Source organism: Pseudomonas sp. SLBN-26 (genome assembly GCF_006715895.1).
GTDB classification, from domain to species: domain Bacteria; phylum Pseudomonadota; class Gammaproteobacteria; order Pseudomonadales; family Pseudomonadaceae; genus Metapseudomonas; species Metapseudomonas otitidis.
In genome coordinates this window covers 4,473,958-4,494,955 of sequence record NZ_VFOB01000001.1, presented here as the reverse complement: position 1 = coordinate 4,494,955, position 20,998 = coordinate 4,473,958, and the positions used below count along the sequence as shown (strand labels likewise).

General features: G+C 68.3%; 17 protein-coding genes. 7 read left to right on the top strand and 10 right to left on the bottom strand.

Annotated features, from left to right (window positions below; all coding sequences use genetic code 11):
* Positions 1–36: 36 nt before the first annotated feature.
* The gene (locus tag FBY21_RS20840; RefSeq protein WP_044403447.1) at positions 37–357 is read left to right on the top strand and encodes a DUF2388 domain-containing protein; all 321 of its coding nucleotides are present in this window, start codon (positions 37–39) and stop codon (positions 355–357) included.
* A gap of 10 nt (positions 358–367) precedes the next feature.
* A complete protein-coding gene (locus tag FBY21_RS20835) occupies positions 368–2,338 on the top strand; it encodes a DUF4105 domain-containing protein (protein ID WP_409563802.1) in 1,971 nt (656 codons plus the stop codon).
* Positions 2,339–3,185: 847 nt separating this feature from the next.
* Here the strand turns inward: FBY21_RS20835 and FBY21_RS20830 are convergent.
* Positions 3,186–3,587, bottom strand: a complete 402-nt coding sequence (locus FBY21_RS20830) for a GFA family protein (protein WP_142013367.1) — start codon at positions 3,585–3,587, stop codon at positions 3,186–3,188.
* Between the two features lie 41 nt (positions 3,588–3,628).
* On the opposite strand from FBY21_RS20830, the gene FBY21_RS20825 reads away from it, so the two are divergent.
* The 4 genes from FBY21_RS20825 to FBY21_RS20810 all read left to right on the top strand — a co-directional run bounded on the left by FBY21_RS20825 (position 3,629) and on the right by FBY21_RS20810 (position 8,407).
* Positions 3,629–4,609 carry an AEC family transporter gene (locus FBY21_RS20825; RefSeq protein ID WP_409563801.1) on the top strand — a complete coding sequence of 327 codons (981 nt, stop codon included), beginning with the start codon at positions 3,629–3,631 and terminating at the stop codon, positions 4,607–4,609.
* A gap of 268 nt (positions 4,610–4,877) precedes the next feature.
* Positions 4,878–6,185: a CitMHS family transporter gene (locus tag FBY21_RS20820; RefSeq protein WP_044403455.1), complete on the top strand. Its 1,308-nt coding sequence runs from the start codon at positions 4,878–4,880 to the stop codon at positions 6,183–6,185.
* 101 nt (positions 6,186–6,286) lie between these two features.
* Positions 6,287–7,045 carry a TerC family protein gene (locus FBY21_RS20815; RefSeq protein ID WP_044403457.1) on the top strand — a complete coding sequence of 253 codons (759 nt, stop codon included), beginning with the start codon at positions 6,287–6,289 and terminating at the stop codon, positions 7,043–7,045.
* Positions 7,046–7,216: 171 nt separating this feature from the next.
* Positions 7,217–8,407, top strand: a complete 1,191-nt coding sequence (locus FBY21_RS20810; RefSeq protein WP_142013363.1) for an N-acetylmuramoyl-L-alanine amidase — start codon at positions 7,217–7,219, stop codon at positions 8,405–8,407.
* Positions 8,408–8,457: 50 nt separating this feature from the next.
* Here FBY21_RS20810 and prfH read toward each other — a convergent pair whose 3' ends face one another.
* From prfH to FBY21_RS20765, 9 genes are all read right to left on the bottom strand, one after another.
* The gene (prfH, locus tag FBY21_RS20805; protein WP_142013360.1) at positions 8,458–9,072 is read right to left on the bottom strand and encodes a peptide chain release factor H; all 615 of its coding nucleotides are present in this window, start codon (positions 9,070–9,072) and stop codon (positions 8,458–8,460) included.
* Positions 9,072–10,208: an RNA ligase RtcB family protein gene (locus FBY21_RS20800; protein WP_142013358.1), complete on the bottom strand. Its 1,137-nt coding sequence runs from the start codon at positions 10,206–10,208 to the stop codon at positions 9,072–9,074. The genes prfH and FBY21_RS20800 overlap by 1 nt, the downstream gene beginning before the upstream one ends.
* A gap of 214 nt (positions 10,209–10,422) precedes the next feature.
* On the bottom strand, positions 10,423–11,319 hold the full coding sequence (locus FBY21_RS20795; RefSeq protein WP_142013356.1) for a peptidoglycan DD-metalloendopeptidase family protein: 897 nt from the start codon (positions 11,317–11,319) through the stop codon (positions 10,423–10,425).
* A 124-nt stretch (positions 11,320–11,443) separates the two neighbouring features.
* Positions 11,444–12,358, bottom strand: a complete 915-nt coding sequence (locus tag FBY21_RS20790) for a response regulator (RefSeq protein ID WP_044403466.1) — start codon at positions 12,356–12,358, stop codon at positions 11,444–11,446.
* Positions 12,359–12,488: 130 nt separating this feature from the next.
* Positions 12,489–13,220, bottom strand: a complete 732-nt coding sequence (phoU, locus tag FBY21_RS20785) for a phosphate signaling complex protein PhoU (RefSeq protein ID WP_044403468.1) — start codon at positions 13,218–13,220, stop codon at positions 12,489–12,491.
* A 103-nt stretch (positions 13,221–13,323) separates the two neighbouring features.
* The gene (gene pstB / locus FBY21_RS20780) at positions 13,324–14,157 is read right to left on the bottom strand and encodes a phosphate ABC transporter ATP-binding protein PstB (protein WP_044403471.1); all 834 of its coding nucleotides are present in this window, start codon (positions 14,155–14,157) and stop codon (positions 13,324–13,326) included.
* Between the two features lie 79 nt (positions 14,158–14,236).
* Entirely contained in the window at positions 14,237–15,853 is a 1,617-nt protein-coding gene (gene pstA, locus FBY21_RS20775; protein WP_142016543.1) for a phosphate ABC transporter permease PstA, read from the bottom strand.
* Between the two features lie 162 nt (positions 15,854–16,015).
* On the bottom strand, positions 16,016–17,992 hold the full coding sequence (locus FBY21_RS20770; protein ID WP_174244763.1) for an ABC transporter permease subunit: 1,977 nt from the start codon (positions 17,990–17,992) through the stop codon (positions 16,016–16,018).
* Positions 17,993–18,474: 482 nt separating this feature from the next.
* Complete coding sequence (locus FBY21_RS20765) at positions 18,475–19,446, bottom strand: phosphate ABC transporter substrate-binding protein PstS (protein WP_044403475.1); 972 nt, start codon at positions 19,444–19,446, stop codon at positions 18,475–18,477.
* 178 nt (positions 19,447–19,624) lie between these two features.
* Between FBY21_RS20765 and FBY21_RS20760 the strand changes: the two genes are divergently transcribed.
* The gene (locus tag FBY21_RS20760; protein WP_142013354.1) at positions 19,625–20,929 is read left to right on the top strand and encodes a PQQ-dependent sugar dehydrogenase; all 1,305 of its coding nucleotides are present in this window, start codon (positions 19,625–19,627) and stop codon (positions 20,927–20,929) included.
* Positions 20,930–20,998: the final 69 nt, after the last annotated feature.

The window sequence follows — 20,998 nt, the reverse complement described above, 5'->3', positions numbered from 1 at the left end:
AATGACCCGTACAGTTTTCACCTCCGGAGACCCTCCATGCGTCGCACGCTGATCGTCGCTGCCACCGCCCTCACCCTGTTCACCGGCATCGCCCAGGCCCAGACCCTGGTCGCCACCAGCAACATCGTCGTCCGTGCACTGGGCCGCAGCATCGACTTCACCTCCGACACCACCACCTCCATCCGCGACATGAAGGTGATCCGCGAGGCCCGCGACGACGCCGCCAGCTTCGTCGCCAGCGAAGGCGCCATCCGTGGCGTGCAGCTCGAAGCCGCCTTCGACACCCTGCGCACCCGCCTGCCGGAAGCCCGCGACGCCAGCGACGAAGCCCTCGCCCAGGCCATCCTCGCCCTCTGAAGCGGCGCCCTTGAGCCTGCGTCTGTGGCGCCTCGGTGCGCTCGGCCTGGCCGCCCTGCTGGCCTGCGCCAGCGCACGGGCCGATCTGCGCCTGGCGCTCAAGACCGACAGCCTCGACGCCGCCCAGCGCCAGGCCAGCCAGGCCCTGCTCGACGAAGCCCTGCAGAAGCTGCCGCCGCGCTTCGTCGAACGCCTCGACCGCCAGGTGGAAGTCACCTGGGCCGATGACCTGCCGGACAACGCCTACGGCCGCGCCACCCGCATCGACGCCCTCGACCTCAACCGCGCCCTGCTGCCCGCCCTCGCCGACGGCAGCGCCGCCCGCGAGAAGACCACGCGCCCCCACGGCACCGTGCGCCGCGAACTGCTTGCCACCGTGCTCCACGAGCTGACCCACCTCTACGACCGCGCCCACTACCGCGACGCCGCCCAGCGCAGCCTCGGCTTCCGCTGCCGCAGCGCCCAAGCCAGCACCGGTGCCGTCGGCCTGCGCAGCGAATGCCGGGGGCAGACCGCCCGCCGCTTCACCTTCAGCGACGACCCGCGCCTGCTGGACCTCGCTGGCTGGCCCCAGCGCGTCGGCCAGCGCGGCGAGCGCGAAGCGGACAACCACCAGGCCGCCCGCAGCCCCGACCTCTACGAGCTGACCAACCCCCGCGAATTCGTCGCGGTGAACATGGAGTACTTCCTCCTCGACCCCGACTACCGCTGCCGACGCCCCGCGCTGTACCGCTACTTCCGCGACCACTTCGGCTGGGCCCCGGACGCCACCGGCACCTGCGCCAGCGAACTGGCCTACCTCAACGCCGGGCGCGACTTCGGCCGCGAACCCCTGGGGCGCCTCGACCCCGAGCGGGTCTACGAAGTGGACTACCTGTTCGCCGAAGCCAACGACAACTGGGCCAGCCGCTGGGGCCACACCATGCTGCGCCTGGTGATCTGCGCCCCCGGTCGCCCGCGCGGCCCGGACTGCCGGCTCGACCTCGACCAGCACCTGGTGCTCTCCTACCGCGCCTTCGTCGGCGATGTGCAGCTCTCCAGCTGGGACGGCCTCACCGGCGCCTACCCCTCGCGGCTGTTCGTCCTGCCGCTGGCCCAGGTGATCGACGAGTACACCAAGGTGGAAATGCGCAGCCTCGCCTCCGTGCCCCTGCGCCTGGACCGCGAGCAGGTCCACAACCTGGTGGAGCGTGCCGCCGAGATGCACTGGAGCTACGACGGCAACTACTGGTTCCTCTCCAACAACTGCGCCGTCGAGACCCTCAAGCTGCTGCGCAGCGGCACCGCCGACCCGCGCCTGGACGACCTCGACAGCATCATGCCCAACGGCCTCCTCGCGGTGCTGGAAGGGCGCGGCGTGGCCGACCCCAGCCCCCTGCGCGACCCGAAGGAAGCCCTGCGCCTGGGCTACCGCTTCGACTCCTTCCGCGACCGCTACCAGGCCATGTTCGACATCGCCCGCCAGCGCCTGGGGCTGCCCGAGGCCGACGTGGAAACCTGGCTCGCCCAGGACGCCACCCGCCGCCGCCCCTACATCGAACACGCCGACCTGCGTGGCAGCGCCGCCCTGCTGCTGCTGGAGCAGGCCGCCATGCGCCGGCAGATGCTGCTCGCCCAGGACAACCTCAAGCGCCGCTACCTGGACAACCGCGCCACCCTCGGCCAGACCGAGTTCTCCCGCGCCGGCGGCACCCTCGAACAGATCCTCGCCAACAGCGGCTTCCTCAGCCGCCCGGCCGACCTGCTGCAAGGCAGCGGCTACGGCCTGCCCCAGGCCAGCGAATGGCAACGCCTGCAGGAAGAGAGCGCCAACCGCCAGCGCACCCTGCGCCAGCTCACCGACAGCCTCGACCGCGAACTGCGCGAACTGATCGACCCGCGCATCCTCACCGAACTCGACGCCACCCAGGCCAACCTCGACCAGCTCAGCGCCCACCTGCGCCAGCTGCACAAAGCCGCCGGCGGCCTCGAACTGCCCTGAGCCCGCTCCCAGGGATGCAGGGTGGATCGCGCACCATAGCCACGACCAACACCCCGCAGGATGGCGCTCAGACCGGGAATGCCCGGCGCCGCTCCCGGGCTGAAGCCCGGGCTACAGCCGTACGCTTCATACATCCACGCACCCTGCGCCAAAGCCATGGTCAACGCCCCGTAGGATGGCGCTGAGCGCAGCGATGCCCATCGGGCCGAGTGCAACAGGTGGTGCCACGGCCTGGCGTGGACGCGATGGGATCGTGCCCAGCCCGACCAGAGTGCGGGCGGGGGCATTTGGTGGATGCAAAAAGCGGCATCCACCCTACGCGACCAAGTAGCACCAACCGTAGGGTGGATCGCGCTTCACCGATCCACGCGGTCCCGCGCCAAAGCCTCGGTCAACGCCCCCGCAGGATGGCGCTGAGCCCGTAGCCCGGACTTCAGTCCGGGAATGCCCGGCGCCGCTCCCGGGCTGAAGCCCGGGCTACAGCCGTACGCTCCACCGATCCACGCACCCGCGCCAAAGCCATGGCCAGCACCCCCGTAGGATGGCGCTGAACGGAGCGATGCCCATCAGGCCGAGCGCAACAGGTGGTGCCACGGCCTGGCATGAACGCGATGGGATCGTGCCCAGCCCGACCAGAGTGCGGGCGGGGGCATTTGGTGGATGCAAAAAGCGGCATCCACCCTACGCGACCAAGTAGCACCAACCGTAGGGTGGATCGCGCTTCACCGATCCACGCGGTCCCGCGCCAAAGCCACGGCCAACTCCCCCGTAGGATGGCGCTGAGCCCGTAGCCCGGACTTCAGTCCGGGAATGCCCGGCGCCGCGCTGATGGGGCGCTGTGGATAACTCACAGCGCCTCTTCCTGCTCCTCCGGCAGGTGCGGGTCGAGGGTCACCCAGGGCAGGCGGCTGCGCACCCAGATGTGGCGGTCGGCCGGGGCCTGGTGGGCGTCGTCGAGGGTGGCCACGGTGACGTCGAGGCTGTCCGGGCTGAGGCTGGTGTAGAGCGCCAGGTGGCAGCCGCAATGGCCACAGAAGTAGCGGCTGCAGGTGGCGGAGGAGCGGTACTCCGCCGGCTCCCCGTCGAGCCAGGTGAACGCCGCGCGGGGCACGGTGATCCAGGTGGTCACCAGGCCGCCGGTGATGCGCCGGCAGTCGCTGCAATGGCAGTGGGCGATGTCGGCCAGCGGGGCGTCGAAGCGGTAGCGCAGGCGGCCGCAGTGGCAGCCGCCGGTGTGTGCGGTGGTCATGGCGTACTCCTTGGCAAAGGCGCAGCCTAGCGCGTTGCGGGTTGCGCCGTGAGGGCCGCGGCGGACAAGATGCGGCCTTCGCCACCGGACAAACGGACGCGCCCGTGCTGACCCTGCTCCAGGCCCTCTGGCCCCTGTTCGCCCTGATCGTCGCCGGCCACGTGCTGCGGCGGGTCGACTTCCCCGGCGAGGCCTTCTGGCCGGCCGCCGAGCGTTTGAACTACTTCATCCTGTTCCCCGCGCTGCTGTTCAGCAGCCTGGCCACGGCGCCGCTGGACAACCCGGCGCTGCCGCGCCTGGCGCTGGCGGTGCTGCTGGGCCTGGGCCTCGGCTGGGCGGCGTTGCTGCTGGCGCGGCGCCTGCTGGGCTGGCCGGCGGCGCGCTTCGGGGCGATCACCCAGGGTGTGCTGCGCTTCAACACCTACCTGGGGCTTGCGGCCATCGGCAGCCTGTTCGGCAAGGAGGGGCTGGCCATCGCGGCGCTGATGCTGGCGCTGATGGTGCCGACGGTGAACCTGCTGTCGGTGTGGTCGCTGACTGCCGAGCGCGGCGTCAGCGCACGGGGCCTGCTGCTGCCGATGGTGAAGAATCCGCTGATCCTCGCCTGCCTGGCTGGCGCAGCCTACAACCTGACGGGGCTGGGCCTGGGCGGCGGGCTGGACCGGCTGCTCAACCTGCTGGCGGTGGCGAGCCTGCCCCTGGGCCTGCTCTGCGTGGGGGCGGCGCTGCAACCCCGCGAGCTGGGTGGCGAGCTGCCAGCCCTGGGCTGGAACTGCGCGGCGCGGCTGCTGGCGATGCCGGCGCTGGCCTTCGTCGTGGCGCGAGTGCTCGGGCTGCCGGCGATGGAGAGCAGCATCCTGGTGCTGTTCTTCGCCCTGCCGACGGCGCCCACCGCCTATGTGCTGACCCGCCAGCTGGGCGGCGACGGCCACCTGATGGCGGGGATCATCACCCTGCAGACGCTGCTTTCCGGCGCCACCCTGGTGGCCGTGCTGGTATTGCTGCAAGCCGGGGCGGGCTGACCGCCCGTCCGGATTTCGCTGCACGTTCGCTGCCGGTTCGCAGCGAAAGCTGGCTGAAAGCTTCGCCCCTTAGCATCGCCCCACCGCCGGCACAGACCGGCCGCCCGGCGCTGCCCGTTCCGCGCCAGGCACCCCGACAACAACAAGATGGGTGATTGCCATGTTCCGCTCCTGCCGCCTCCCCGGCCTCGTTCCGCCCCCTCTCCGTACCCGACCCGCTGCGCGCTGACCGGCGCCCGTCCTCGTCGCCTTTCGTCCGGAGATTCCCATGCTGACCTTCCTCGGTTTTGCCATGGTCATGACCTTCATGTTCCTGATCATGACCAAGCGCCTGTCCGCCCTGATCGCCCTGATCATCGTGCCCATCACCTTCGCGCTGATCGGTGGCTTCGCCGCCGGCATCGGCCCGATGATGCTGGAGGGCATCACCAAGCTGGCGCCCACGGGCGTGATGCTGATGTTCGCCATCCTCTACTTCGCCCTGATGATCGACTCGGGCCTGTTCGACCCGCCGGTGCGCGCGATCCTGCGGCTGGTGAAGGGCGACCCGCTGAAGGTGTCCATGGGCACGGCGGCACTGGCGCTGATCGTCTCCCTCGATGGCGACGGCGCGACCACCTACATGATCTGCGTGGCGGCGCTGCTGCCGCTGTACAGCCGCCTGGGCATGAGCCCGCTGATAATGGCCGGGCTGATCATCCTGGCCGGCGGGATCATGAACATGACCCCCTGGGGCGGCCCCACCGCCCGTGCGGCCAGTGCGCTGCACGTGGACCCGTCGGACATCTTCGTGCCGATGATCCCGGCGATGGCGGCCGGTGCCGTGGCGCTGTTCGGCCTGGCCTGGGCCTATGGCAAGCGCGAGCGCGCCCGCCTGGGCGTGCTGCAGCTGCCTGACCTGCCGGAAAGCCATGTGGACATCAGCGTGTCGCAGTTCCCCGAGGCGCGCCGGCCGAAGCTGCTGTGGGTGAACGCGGCGCTGACGGCTGCCCTGATGGTGACGCTGATCCTCGGCCTGATGCCGCTGCCGGTGCTGTTCATGGTGGCCTTCAGCATCGCGATGATCATCAACTACCCCTGCCTGCAGCAGCAGAAGGAGCGCGTGGCGGCCCATGCCGGCAACGTGCTGGCGGTGGTGGGGCTGATCTTCGCGGCCGGCATCTTCACCGGCATCCTCTCCGGCACGGGGATGGTGGAGGCGATGTCCAAGAGCCTGCTGGCGGTGATCCCGCCGTCCATGGGGCCGTACATGGCGGTGATCACGGCGGTGGTGAGCATGCCGTTCACTTTCTTCATGTCCAACGACGCTTTTTATTACGGCGTGTTGCCGGTGCTGGCCGAGGCGGCGGGCCATTACGGCATCAGCCCGGTGGAGATGGCGCGGGCCTCTATCGTGGGCCAGCCGGTGCACCTGCTGAGCCCGCTGGTGCCCTCCACCTACCTGCTGGTGGGCCTGGCGAAGATCGAATTCGGCGACCACCAGCGCTTCACGTTGAAGTGGGCGGTTCTGATCTGCCTGTGTATCCTGCTCGCCGCGCTGCTGCTCGGGGTCTTCCCGCTGTTCGGCACCCCGTGAGGGTCAGGCGCCTCCTTTAATTCATTCACGCCGGAAAGGCTCGCACTTTCCGGCGTGGCCGTGCTCCAACCTAGCCGTCGACACCACGAGGTACACGCATCATGGAATGGCTGACCAGCCCGGAAATCTGGGTCGCCTTCTTCACCCTGACCGCCCTGGAGATCGTCCTGGGCATCGACAACATCATCATGATCGCCATCCTCGTGGGCCGCATGCCGCCGCACATGCAGGCACGCACCCGGCTCTTCGGCCTGGCGCTGGCGATGGTCACGCGCATCCTGCTGCTGCTGTCGATCACCTGGATCATGCGGCTCACCGCCGACCTGTTCCATGTGTTCGACCAGGGCATCTCCGGCCGTGACCTGATCCTGTTCTTCGGCGGCCTGTTCCTGCTGTGGAAGAGCAGCACCGAGATGTTCCACAGCCTGGAAGGCGAGGACGAGGCCAGCGAGGCGCCCAAGGGCAAGGGCGGCAACTTCATCGCCACCATCATCCAGATCGCCATCATCGACATCGTGTTCTCCCTGGACTCGGTGATCACCGCCGTGGGCATGGTTTCCCACGTGCCGGTGATGGTCGCCGCGATCATCGTCGCCGTGCTGGTGATGATGGCCGCCGCCGGCACCATCAGTGCCTTCATCGACAAGCACCCGAGCCTGAAGATGCTGGCCCTGGCCTTCCTGGTGGTGGTGGGCACCGTGCTCATCGCCGAGGCTTTCGAAGTCCACGTGCCGAAGGGCTACGTCTACTTCGCCATGGCCTTCTCCCTGGGCGTGGAGGCGCTGAACATCCGCATGCGCATCGCCCGTGGACGCAAGGAAGAGGCGGTGAAGCTGCGCAAGGACATCCCGGGGGAATAAGCCCGGGCGTGACCGCCAGCTGGAATGAAGAACGGGGCCGAAGGGCCCCGTTTTTTGTGGGTGCGAAACGCACGGTAGAGGGAGCGTAGAGCCGGAATCAGGCTGCGCAAAAATGTTACTTTATAACATAATTGACCGATCCTGCTTTCCTCGATGCGATGGAGCCCCCTCATGGATCGCCGTCATCTGCTCAAGTTCGTGCTCGCCGGTTTCACCCTGCCCTTCGCTTCCACGGCCTCCGCCGCCCAGGCCATCACCCAGGTTCGCAGCTGGCGGACGGCCGACCGCCTGCGCATCGTGCTGGACCTCAGCGGCCCGGTGAACTTCCGCAGCTTCGCGCTGGCCGCGCCGGAGCGGGTCATCGTCGACCTGGACGACACCCGCCTGCTGGCTCAGCTGCAAGACCTGGCGCTGGGCCAGGGGCCGATCCGTTCGGTCCGCAGTGGTCTGCAGGGCCGCAGCACGCGGCTGGTGTTCGACCTGCAGGCACCGGCGCAGCTGAGCAGCTTCCTGCTACCACCTGGGGAGGGCAAGGGGCACCGGCTGGTGCTGGACTTCCAGCCGCTCACGCCCACCCCTGCGTGGGCGCCGGCCGCTCCGGCGGTCGCCCCTGCGGGCGGGCAGCGGGACATCGTCGTCGCCATCGACGCGGGCCACGGCGGCAAGGACCCGGGCGCCATCGGTTTCAACGGTGAGCAGGAGAAGGCGGTGGCACTGGCCATCGCCCGCCTGCTGGCCAGGAAGGTGAATGCCCAGAAGGGCTTCAAGGCCCACCTGGTGCGCAATGACGACGTGTTCGTGCCGCTGCGCAAGCGGGTCGAGATCGCCCGGCGGCGCAACGCCGATCTGTTCATCTCCGTCCATGCCGATGCGGCGCCCAGGCGCAGTGCCTCCGGGGCGTCGGTCTTCGCGCTGTCCCAGGGCGGTGCGACGTCCACCACGGCGCGCTGGCTCGCCGAGCGCGAGAACCGTGTGGACCTGATCGGTGCCGAGCGTCTGCTGTCGCTGAAGGACAAGGACCCGATGCTGGCCGGGGTGATCCTCGACATGTCGATGACCGCCACCATTGCCACCAGCCTGGACCTGGGCAAGAGCATCCTGGGCAGCCTGCAGGGTGTGGCGGGCGTGCACCAGAAGCGGGTCGAGCAGGCGGGCTTCGCCGTACTCAAGTCCCCGGACATCCCCTCGGTGCTGGTGGAAACCGGCTTCATGTCCAACCCGGGTGATTGCCGTCGGCTGATCGATGCCCGCCACCAGCAGCGGGTGGCGAACGCGATCTTCGACGGGTTGTACCGGCACTTCCGGGCAGCGCCGCCGCAAGGCACGTTGCTGGCCTCGATGAAGGCCAGCCAGAGCAGTTGATGGATCACCGATGACGCGCAGGTGCGGGCGAACCCGACCTGCGCGCGTGTTCACACCGGTTCGAACCGCTCGCCCTTGAAGCAGCGCAACGGGTTGCCCCGCTCCACCCGGTGGTGGAACAGGCGGCGCTCCGCGCGCAGGGCGCCGTCCGCCTCATCGGCCCGTTGCGCCAGGCGCTGGCCGATGAGGAGGATGGCCAGGCGCTTGTTGGCGTGCTGGCTGCGCTCGCTCTGCACCTTGACGCTGATGCCGCTGGCCAGGTGGGTGGCGCGCACCGCCGAGTCGGTGGTGTTGACGTGTTGCCCGCCGGGGCCGGAAGCGCGCAGGGCTTCGAAGCGGATCTCGCCTTCGAGGCTGGCCGGCGGCGGGGCGAAGCGGGCCCCGCCGAAGAACCAGTTCTTGCGCCCGTGGTTGGGCCGGTAGGGGCTGGGGCAGGTCCATTGCAGGGTGCCTTCCCAGTCCCGGGCGAGGCCGTCGGCCTGATCGCCGTCCAGGGCCAGGAGGGCGGAGACGAGGGTGCCGCGCCGGGCACCCTCCTCCCGCTCCAGTACCTGGACGCGCACCTGCCGCTGCGTGGCTTCGTGCATCAGCCGCTGCAGCGCCTTGGCCACGGCCAGGGCGCATTCGTCCGGTCCCTGGGCCGCCGAGAGTTGCAGGAGGATCATCAGCAGCACCCTCCGCGCGTCTTGTAGGTCAGCACCGGCTTGAGCCGCGCCAGCACCTGCACCAGCCCGGCATCGCGCAGGGCGCCGACCACCGAGTCGATGGCCTTGTAGGCTTCCGGCGCTTCCTCGTAGATCAGCGCGCGGTCGGCGCAGATCACCCGGCTGCCAAGGGCGGTGCGTTCCAGCTGCTCGACGCTGTAGCGCTTGGCGAGGCGGTCCTTGCACTCGCTGCGCATCCACTTGCGCCCGGCGCCGTGGGCCAGGGAGTTGAGGCTGCGCTCGTCGGGAACCGGGGCCACCAGGTAGCTGTAGTCACCCCGGGAACCGGGGATGACCATCACGCCCTGGTCGGCGGGGGTGGCGCCCTTGCGGTGCAGCCAGCCATCGACGCCACCGATGGTCGCGGCGGAGACGAGGTTGTGGTTCACGTCCAGCAGTTGTTCGCCGTCTGCACGCAGGCGGTCGAGGATGCGCCGGGCGATCAGTTGCCGGTTGGCTTCGGCGAAGCGCAGGGCGCCGTCGTGGCGGGCCAGGTAGTGCTCGGCCTCCAGGCTGCCGGCCTCCAGGCCAGCGTGGCTGAAGCGGTCCACCTGCTCGCGCAGGATGGCTTCGCCCAGGCCACGCGAGCCGCTGTGCACCAGCAGGAGCAGGTGCTTGCGGTCGATGCCCAAGGCCGCCAGGGCGTCGGCGTCGTAGGCTTCGTCGAGCTGCTGCAGCTCGGCGAAGTGGTTGCCGCCACCGATGGTGCCCAGGGAGCGCTCGTGTCCGCAGGGCGGCAGGCCGAAGGCGGCGATCGCCTCGTGCCAGCTGTCGTCCAGCGGCGCGTCGAGGGAGCCCAGGCGCTTCTCCAGCTTGTCCAGGTGGAGCTTGGCGACGGGGATGTCGGTGCGCCAGAAGGCCATGCCGCAGCCGATGTCGTTGCCCACCAGGGCGGGGTAGAAACGGCCGCTGGAGAAGAACGCGGCGCCCACCGGGTAGCCGCGCCCCGGGTGCAGGTCCGGCATGCCGGCCACCCGTTGCATGCCCGGCAGGCGGGCGGTGGTTTCAAGTTGCTGGATCGCTTTTCCTTCGATCCAGGTGTCGTCCGCGGCGATCAGGGTGATGCCGTCGGCCAGATTGCGAATGCAAGTGCCCATGGTCCAATCCAAATGGGTTGAAACGAAAATGCTTGGATTTGGCAGGCCTGGGGCCGGGCGATGCGGAACCGTCGAGAAGGAGGACGGAGAAGCGATTAAGCCTGGCGCGACCTGCAAAGGGTGGTCAGTGTCTGCATGATGAACCTCCTTTGCTGTCGGGTTGGGGGGGAAGGCGCGCATCTTAGGCGCGCCGTGCGGATTGACGCAAGCGCCGTCATTCGCCGCCGACGGCGAAGTTGGGCAGGCTGTCCACCGGCTGGGCGAAGTCGAAGGGGATGGACTCCAGGGCCAGGCCGACGTTGCGCTGGATGACGAAGTGCAGGTGCGGGCCGGTGCTGTTGCCGGTGTTGCCGGAGCGGCCGATCTGCTCGCCGAGGGCTACGCGCTGGCCTTCCTGGACCTGCACCGAGCCCTTCATGAGGTGCAGGTAGACGCCCATGGTGCCGTCGTCGTGGAGGATGCGCACGAAGTTGCCGGAGGGGTTCTCGCCGCGGCCGCTCTGGCGGTTCTCGGTCTTCACCACCATGCCGGCGCGGGCGGCGACGATGGGCGTGCCTTCGGGCATGGCCACGTCCTGGGCATAGCGCCCCTTGGGGGTGAAGTGGCTGTACTGGCCGTTGGCGCCCTGGGTCAGACGGAACGGGCCACCGAGCCAGGGCAGCGGGTAGCGGTACAGCGAGGGTTGCTGCCGGGGATCGCCCAGGGCGTAGCGCAGGCGCGGCTTGTAGCGCAGGGCCTTGCCGGGGTTCTCGGGGCTGAGGGTGACCAGGCGGATCTTGCTGCGCGGGGGGAGCACCCAGCGGATCGGCCGGCCAGGATCGCCGACGGCGTTGCTGACGTTCTCCAGGCTCAGCTCCACTTCCACCGGGGCGAACAGATCGTTGCGCACCAGCAGGGTCTCGCCGGCGTCGTGTTTCTGGGTCTCCAGCTTCACCGAGCGGTCCAGCCGCTCCACCATGCGGTCGCGGAAGACGAACACCTGGGCGCCGGAGACGGCCTTGTCGGTGTAGGTCACCACGCCGTTGGCGTCGGTGTACTTGTAGATGGTCAGTGCGCTGGCGGGCATGGCGGCCACCAGCAAGCAGCAGAGGAGTAGAGCGCGCCCTGGCATGACTGCACGTTTCATGAGTGTTATGAGCTGGCAAGCCTAGCAGCGCCGCCGGTCCTGTGCGAGGCGCCGACGGTCGGGCTGTGACGGGGTTGGCTGGGGGCCGGTCCGGGCGGACCGGCGGGCATCAGGCGCCGGGGACGAAGTGCTTCTGGGCGGTGCCGCGGGCGATCAGGCGCGACAGGTAGTCGAGCTTCTGCGGGTCGCGGTCGACGAAGCGGAAGGTGAGCTGCAGCCACTCGCTGTCGGGCTTGGGCTCCAGCGCAGCAACGGCGTGCAGGTAGCCGTTGAGGCGCGCCACTTCGCCGCCCTCGCCCTGCTCCAGGTCGAGCACGGCGCTTTCCAGTACCTGGGGCAGCGGGTCGCCCCGCTTCACCACCAGGTGGGCGTCCTTGAGGCTGATGGTCTTGATCACGCAGGAGAGCACCGCCGAGGGCAGGCGCAACTGGGCCTGGCCACGGCCGGCGGGCACCTTGGGCGCGGCGCTCTTGGCCGGCGCGGCGAAGGCAGCGGCGGCCTGGACCGCCGGCTTGGCGCCGGGGCTGCTGGGCTTGACCACGTCGGCGCCCTTGCCACCGGTCAGCGCGGCCAGGGAGTCGTTGGCGAAGCCGCCGGTGCTGAGCATCTTGGGCGGTGCGGAGGCGGCCAGGGCTTCGAGGCGGCCGGCGCGGGCCAGCTGCTTCTTGACCTTGGTCACCAGCTGGTCGTTGGAGAAGGGCTTGCCGATGTAGTCGGAGACGCCGGCCTGGATGGCCTGCACCACGTTCTCCTTGTCGCCACGGCTGGTGACCATGACGAAGGGCGTGGTCTTGTGGCTTTCCTCGGCGCGGCACCAGGTGAGCAGCTCGAGGCCGGACATCTCCGGCATCTCCCAGTCGCAGAGGATCAGGTCCACCGACGAGCGGCTGAGCATCTGCTGGGCCTTGCGGCCGTTCACCGCTTCTTCGATCTGGATACCCGGGAAATGGTCGCGCAGGCCCTTTTTCACCAGGTCACGAATAAAGGACGCGTCGTCCACCACCAGCACAGTAACTTTGCTCATCAACCACTCCTCTCAGACCGGACCTAAGCATAGCTGCGGGCGATAGCGCTGTGCCAAATAGAATGCGCCCCGGGCAAGCCGGGGCGCGACGGGTCCAGCGGGAAAAGGGCGACCGGTCCGTAGGCGAAGCTTACTCGGACTTGGCCGAGCCCTTCACCTCTTCCTGCATGCGGGCCAGGCCCATGTGACGCACGTCGGTGCCGCGGACCAGGTAGATCACCAGTTCGGCGATGTTGCGCGCGTGGTCACCGATGCGTTCCAGCGAGCGCAGGGCCCAGATGACGTTGAGCACGCGGCTGATGGCGCGGGGGTCTTCCATCATGTAGGTGACCAGCTCGCGCAGGGCGGTCTTGTACTCGCGGTCGATGTTCTTGTCGTACTGGGCCACCGACAGGGCCAGGTCGGCGTCGAAGCGGGCGAAGGCGTCCAGCGCCTCCTGGACCATCTTGCGCACCTGGTCGCCGATGTGGCGCACCTCGACGTAGCCCCGGGGCGAGACGCCCTCTTCGCACAGCTGGATGGCGCGGCGGGCGATCTTCGAGGATTCGTCGCCGATGCGCTCCAGGTCGATCACCGACTTGGAGATGCTGATGATCAGGCGCAGGTCGGAGGCGGCCGGCTGGCGACGGGCGAGGATGCGCACGCACTCCTCGTCGATGTTGCGCTCCATCTGGTTGATCTGGTCGTCGATCTCGCGCACCTGCTGGGCCAGGCCCGAGTCGGCGTCGATCAGCGCGGTGACGGCGTCGTTCACCTGCTTCTCCACCAGGCCGCCCATGGCCAGGAGGTGGCTGCGCACCTCTTCCAGCTCGGCGTTGAACTGCTGGGAGATGTGGTGGGTAAGGCTGTCTTTGTCGATCATTGTTCGCTCCGCGAAAGCTGCAGGCTCCACGCCGCCAGCTACAGGTCATTCGTGTTGTCCGGGTCCACCCGTGGGTGCCCGCGCAGGCGGGCCGCCCCGGCCACTAGCCGTAGCGGCCGGTGATGTAGTCCTCGGTCTGCTTCTTGGCCGGGTTGGTGAACAGCGTATCGGTATCGCCGAACTCGATCAGCTTGCCCATGTACATGAACGCCGTGTAGTCGGAGACGCGCGCGGCCTGCTGCATGTTGTGGGTGACGATGACGATGGTGTACTTGCTCTTCAGCTCGTAGATCAGCTCTTCCACCTTGAGGGTGGAGATCGGGTCGAGGGCCGAGCAGGGCTCGTCGAGCAGCAGCACTTCAGGCTCGACCGCGATGGTGCGGGCGATGACCAGGCGCTGCTGCTGGCCGCCGGAGAGGCCGAGGGCGGATTCGTGCAGGCGGTCCTTCACCTCGTCCCACAGGGCGGCGCCCTTCAGGGCCCACTCGACGGCTTCGTCGAGCACGCGCTTCTTGTTGATGCCCTGGATGCGCAGGCCGTAGACGACGTTCTCGTAGATGCTCTTGGGGAAGGGGTTGGGCTTCTGGAACACCATGCCGACGCGGCGGCGCAGCTCGGCTACTTCCTCGCCCTTGCGGTAGATGTTGTTGCCGTCCAGGCGGATCTCGCCGTCCACGCGGCAGCCGTCCACCAGGTCGTTCATGCGGTTGAAGCAACGCAGCAGGGTCGACTTGCCGCAGCCGGACGGGCCGATGAAGGCGGTCACGCGCTGCTTGGGGATGTTCATCCGCACGTCGTAGAGGGCCTGCTTCTCGCCGTAGAACAGGTTCAGGCCCGGCACTTCCAGGGCGACGGTCTCGTCGGCCAGGTTCAGGCTCTGCTTGCCGCGGCCCAGGGCGGAGATGTTGACGCCGTGGCTGTGGGTCTCGTGTTGCATGGTCTCGCTCCGTTCGTAGCCGGTGGCTACGCGCTCAGGTATTCAGGCGCGGCGGCCCTGGGGGCCGCCGGGCGTTCGATCAGTTTTCCAGCGCCTTGTACTTCTCGCGCAGGTGGTTGCGGATGGCCACGGCCGAGAAGTTCAGCAGGGCGATCACCAGCACCAGCAGCAGCGCGGTGGCGTACACCAGCGGGCGGGCGGCCTCGACGTTGGGGCTCTGGAAGCCGACGTCGTAGATGTGGAAGCCCAGGTGCATGATCTTCTGGTCCAGGTGCAGGTACGGGTAGTTGCCGTCCACCGGCAGGCTCGGGGCCAGCTTCACCACGCCCACCAGCATCAGCGGCGCCACTTCGCCGGCGGCGCGGGCCACGGCGAGGATCAGGCCGGTCATCATGGCCGGGCTGGCCATGGGCAGGACGATCTTCCACAGGGTCTCGGCCTTGGTCGCACCGAGGGCCAGGGAGCCTTCACGCACCGCACGGGGGATGCGCGCCAGGCCTTCCTCGGTGGCGACGATCACCACCGGCACGGCGAGGATCGCCAGGGTCAGCGAGGCCCAGAGCAGGCCCGGGGTGCCGAAGGTCGGCGCCGGGGCGGCCTCGGGGAAGAACATGCGGTCCAGCGAGCCGCCCACCACGTAGACGAAGAAGCCCAGGCCGAACACGCCGTAGACGATGGCGGGGACGCCGGCCAGGTTGTTCACGGCGATGCGGATGACGCGGGTCAGCACGCCCTGCTTGGCGTACTCGCGCAGGTAGATGGCGGCCACCACGCCGAAGGGGGTGACGATCACGGCCATGATCAGGGTCATCATCACGGTGCCGAAGATAGCCGGGAAGATGCCGCCCTCGGTGTTGGCTTCACGCGGGTCGTCGGCGAGGAATTCCCAGAGCTTCTTGAAGTAGAAGCCCAGCTTGTCCATCACGCCCATGGCGTTGGGCTGGTAGGCGTGCACCACCTTGCCCAGGGTGATTTCCTGCTCCTGGCCACCGGCTTCGCGCACCACCACGCTGTCGCGGTTGAAGGCCTGGTGCAGCTCGGTCAGCTGGCCTTCGAGGGTCTTGTAGCGGGCGTCCAGCTCGGCGCGGCGCGCGGCCAGGTCGGCCTGGGCCACGGCGTCCAGCTCACCCTTGAGTTCCAGCTTGCGGCCTTCCAGGCGCAGGCGTTCGAGGCCGTGGTTGATGCCGCCGATCTCCTTCTTCTCCAGCCGGTAGAGCTGGGCGTAGAGGTCGTCGACGCGCTTCAGGCGCTCCTGCAGCACGGGCATGGCGGCCTCGCCTTCGGCGATCACCTTGCCGTTCTCCTTCACGCTCACCAGGCGGCCGTAGAAGTTGCCCCACTCGCGGCGCTCCATGGCGATCAGGTCAGCAGGCTTCTGCAGGTCCTTCAGCCACTCGCCCACCACCCAGGTGAAGTCCGCGCCGTAGACCTCGCGGTTGCCCACCTTGAGCAGCTCGCGGGTCATGAACTCGGGGCTGTCGTCCTGCACCGGCAGGCCGGCGCTCTTGAGGCGCGCGCTGGGCACTTCCTCGATCTGCACGGCCTCGCCGATCACCGCCTTGGGGGCCTGGCCGGGGATGCTGTACTGCGCTTCGACCAGGTCGGCCGGCCAGAAGTGGCCGAGGCCGCGCACGGCGATCACCGAGAGCAGGCCGATGGTCATGATGACGGCGATGGCCACGGCGCCACCGCTCATCCAGACGCCCGGTGCGCCGCTCTCGAACCAGTTCTTGAGGGAAACCTTTTTCACGGATGTCTCCAACTCGTGAGTCTTCCAGTGCCTCCCGCCCGGGGCCGGAGGCGCTTGTTTGTCCACACCCCCTCCCGCCGGGAGGGGGCCATCGCGGCGCGGGCCGCCTTACAGGGATGCGTACTTCTTGCGCAGGCGCTGGCGGATCAGTTCGGCCAGGGTGTTCATCACGAAGGTGAACATCAGCAGCACCAGCGCGGCGAGGAACAGCACGCGGTAGTGCGAGCCGCCCACTTCGGATTCCGGCATCTCCACCGCGACGTTGGCCGCCAGGGTGCGCATGCCTTCGAAGATGTTCACTTCCATCACCGGGGTGTTGCCGGTGGCCATCAGCACGATCATGGTCTCGCCCACCGCACGGCCGAGGCCGATCATCAGGGCGGAGAAGATGCCCGGGCTGGCGGTGAGGATCACCACGCGGGTCAGCGTCTGCCAGGGCGTGGCACCCAGGGCCAGGGAGCCGTAGGTGAGGCTCTTGGGCACGCTGAAGATGGCGTCTTCGGCGATGGAGAAGATGTTCGGGATCACCGCGAAGCCCATGGCCAGGCCGACGATCAGGGCGTTGCGCTGGTCGTAGGTGATGCCCAGGTCGTTGCTGATCCACAGGCGCATGTCACCGCCGAAGAACCAGGTTTCCAGCAGCGGGCTCATGCCCAGGGCGAACCAGCCCACCAGCAGGACGACGGGGATCAGGATGGCGGCTTCGAAGCCGTCCGGCACGCGCAGGCGCACCGACTCCGGCATGCGGCTCCAGATGAAGCCGGCCAGCAGGATGCCGATGGGGGTCAGCAGCAGCAGGCTGAAGATGCCCGGCAGGTGGCCTTCGACGTAGGGCGCCAGGAACAGGCCGGCGAAGAAGCCGAGGATCACCGTCGGCAGCGCTTCCATCAGTTCGATCACCGGCTTGACCTTGCGGCGCATGCCGGGGGCCATGAAGTAGGCGGTGTAGATGGCGGCGGCGATGGCCAGCGGAGCGGCCAGCAGCATGGCGTAGAAGGCGGCCTTGAGGGTGCCGAAGGTCAGCGGCGCCAGGCTCAGCTTGGGCTCGAAGTCGGTGTTGGCGGCGGTGGACTGCCAGACGTACTTGGGCGCGTCGTAGCTCTCGTACCAGACCTTGCCCCACAGCGCGCTCCAGGAGACTTCCGGGTGCGGGTTGGACAGGCGGAACGGCAGGAACTTGCCATCGGCCTCCACCACCACGCGGTTGGCGCGGGGCGACAGGGCCAGCATGCCGGCACCTTCGGTCACCGGCTCGATCAGCAGGGTGCGTTCGGCGGTGCTGTGGAAGACGCCGAGCTTGCCGCTGGCATCCAGGCCGAGGAAGCCCTTGCGGCGTTCTTCCGGGGCGATCTGCACCACCGGGGCGCTGCCCAGCTGGAAGCTGCGGATGTGGGTCAGGCGCGCTTCGCCGTCGGCACCACGGACCATGAACCACTGGCCGATGCTGCCCTTGGAGTCGCCCACCATGAGGGAGATGCCACCCAGCAGCAGGGCGCTGGCGGTGGTTTCGCGGTCGCCGTCCTCGAACAGCTTGTAGCGGCCGTTGAGAGCGTGCTCACGCAGGCTGAAGACGTCGGCCTGGGCACGCCCGTTGATCACGTACAGCCACTGCTGGCGCGGGTCGACGTAGATGGCCTTGATCGGCTCGACCATCTGCGGCAGGGCGATGGCGTTCTGCTCGACCGTGGTCTCGCCGGTGAGCATGTTCTCCTGGCTCACCAGCTCCTGCACGTAGAGCTGGTTGCCGGTGGAGCCGGCCAGGACCAGGGTCTCGTCGTTCTGGTTGACGGCCACGTGCTCCAGCGGCTTGCCCTCGGGGTTCAGTGCCATGGGCTTGTCGCCGAAGGGGTAGTCGATACGCGGGGTGATCACGCGCTTGTTGTCCGGGTAGGTCACCTGGTAGCTGTGCTTGAACAGCAGCACCTGGCCGTTGGACAGGCCGAGGGCCACCAGCGGCTGGCCGGGCTGGTCCTGGCCGATGGAGGCGACGCTGACACCTTCCGGCAGCGGCAGGGCGACGCGCTGGAGTTCGGCGCCGTCCTTCGTGGCGAAGAACACCACCTCGCCCTTGTCGGAAACGCGCATGCCCACCTGGTTCTGCTCTTCCAGGGTCAGCAGCAGCGGCTTGCCGGTCTCCTGTTGCAGCCAGGCCGGGGCCTGCACCTTCTTCGCGGTCAGCTCGGCACCCTTGAACAGGGGCAGCACCACGTAGGCGAGGTAGAAGAAGATCAGGGTGATGGCCGCGAGGACCGCGAGGCCGCCCACCAGCACGTACCAGCGGGTCAGGTTGTCTTTCAGCGCGCGAATGCGCCGCTTGCGCTGCATCGCCGGCGTATTGAAGTCGATGCGCGCGGGGGGATTCGTCGAGGTCATGGGAGAACTGGCCAGGTCATTCATGGGGCACACCCTAAAGCCTTCGTATGACAGAAAGATGACAGCGTGGTGACGCAACGAAGCCCGCCCGGGGCGTGATGCCGGGGGCGGGCCTTCGCGCCGGGGATCACCCGACGCCGTCGCATCCTTGCGGGGCGGCCGATGGGGGAAGCCGCCCCTTCATCTGCCCTGGATTACAGGCCCAGATCCTTCATGGCTTTCTCGGCCACTTTGGCCGGCAGCGGGATGTAGCCGTCTTTCACCACAACCTGCTGACCCTGCTGGGACAGCACCAGCTTGATGAACTCGGCTTCCAGCGGGGCCAGAGGCTTGTTCGGGGCCTTGTTGACGTAGACGTAGAGGAAGCGGGACAGCGGGTAGCTGCCGTTCAGGGCGTTCTGCTCGTTGTCTTCAACGAACTCGCCGCCTTCCTTCTTGGCCAGGGCCACGGTCTTCACGCTGGACGTCTTGTAGCCGATGCCGGAGTAGCCGATGCCGTTCAGGGACTGGCTGATGGACTGCACCACGGAGGCGGAGCCCGGCTGCTCGTTGACGTTGGCCTTGAAGTCGCCTTTGCACAGGGCTTCTTCCTTGAAGTAGCCGTAGGTGCCGGATACCGAGTTGCGGCCGAACAGCTGGATCGGCTTGTCGGCCAGGTCGCCGGTCACGCCCAGCTCACCCCAGGTCTTGATGTTGCTCTTGCCACCGCACAGGCGGTTGGCGGAGAAGATGGCGTCGACCTGCTGCATGGTCAGGCCTTTGATGGGGTTGTCCTTGTGCACGAAGATCGCCAGGGCGTCGACGGCCACCGGGACGGCGGTGGGCTTGTAGCCGTACTTCTGCTCGAAGGCCTGCAGCTCGACGTCCTTCATCTTGCGGCTCATCGGGCCGAGGTTGGCGGTACCCTCGGTCAGGGCCGGCGGCGCGGTGGAGGAACCGGCAGCCTGGATCTGGATGTTCACGTTGGGGTATTCGCGCTTGTACGCTTCGGCCCACAGGGTCATCAGGTTGGCCAGGGTGTCCGAACCGACGCTGGAGAGGTTGCCCGACACACCGGTGGTCTTGGTGTAGGACGGGATGGACGGGTCGACGGCGGCAACCGCGCTGGCGGTGGCAACGCCGGCGGCGACGAAGGTCAGGGCCGCCATCAAACGCTTCAGTTTCATGCCTTGCTCCTAGCAGAGGATAGGGTTGGATGAGTCGGGGGCCAGTATCGGAAGGCCGTGTGAACACTCTATGACCCGAATATGACAATTGGATGAATGGCCATCATGCCGGTCCAATCCCTGGCGACCGCCACTCATCCCGACAGGAAGCCCACCAGGCCCGCTCAAGGAGAACCCCATGAAAGCGCTGCACCTGCTGCCCCTCAGCCTCGCCGTCCTCTGTGCCGCCTGCGGCGAGCGTGCCGCCCTGCAGGTGGCCGACGGCACCGGCCCCACCCCGCAATTGCCCGCGCCGAACAAGACCCTGGTCCCCACGGTGAACATCGCCCCCGCCACCGGCTGGCCCGCAGGCGGCCGTCCCCAGGCCACCCAGGGCACCGAGGTGAAGGCCTTCGCCGAGGGCCTGGACCACCCGCGCTGGCTGTACCTGCTGCCCAATGGCGACGTGCTGGTGGCCGAGAGCAACGCCCCGGCCAGTGACGGCGGCTTCAGCCTCAAGGGCTGGATCGCCGGCAAGATCATGGAGAAGGCCGGCGCCCGCACCCCCAGCGCCGACCGCATCACCCTGTTGCGGGACACCGACGGCGACGGCGTGGCCGACCTGAAGACGCCCTTCCTGGAAAACCTGCATTCGCCCTTCGGCATGGCCCTGGTGGACGACACCCTGTATGTCGCCAACGCCGACGCCTTGGTGAAGGTGCCCTACCAGCCCGGCCAGACCCGCATCGACGCCACGCCGCAGCGGGTCACCGACCTGCCGGCGGGCATCAACCACCACTGGACCAAGAACGTCATCGCCAGCCGCGACGGCACCCGGCTCTATGTCACCGTCGGCTCCAACAGCAACGTCGGCGAGAACGGCCTGGAGATGGAGCAAGGCCGCGCCGCGATCTGGGAAGTGGACCGCGCCAGCGGCACCAAGCGCCTGTTCGCCGGTGGCCTGCGCAACCCCAACGGCCTGGCCTGGGAGCCGGACAGCGGCGCGCTGTGGACGGCAGTGAACGAGCGTGACGAGATCGGCAGCGACCTGGTGCCCGACTACATCACCTCGGTGAAGGACGGCGGCTTCTACGGCTGGCCCTGGAGCTACTACGGCCAGCACGTCGACGAACGCGTGCAACCGGCCAACCCGGAGAAGGTCGCCAGCGCCCTGGTGCCGGACTATGCCCTGGGCCCGCACACCGCCTCCCTTGGCATCGCCTTCGGCCGCGGCAGCGCCCTGCCGGATTTCCAGAACGGCCTGTTCGTCGCCCAGCACGGCTCCTGGAACCGCAAGCCCCACAGCGGCTACAAGGTGATCTTCGTGCCCTTCAAGGACGGCAAGCCCAATGGCCAGCCGGTGGACGTGCTGACCGGCTTCCTCGACGCCGACGGCAACGCCCAGGGCCGCCCCGTGGACGTGCGCCTGGACGCCCAGGGCGCCCTGCTGGTGACCGACGACGTCGGCAACACGGTCTGGCGGGTAACCTCCACCGCCCGGTGATGGCCAGGCCAGCCCCACAGCGCATAGAGCCGGTCGTAGGATGCGGTGAGCTCGGCGAACCGCATCGCC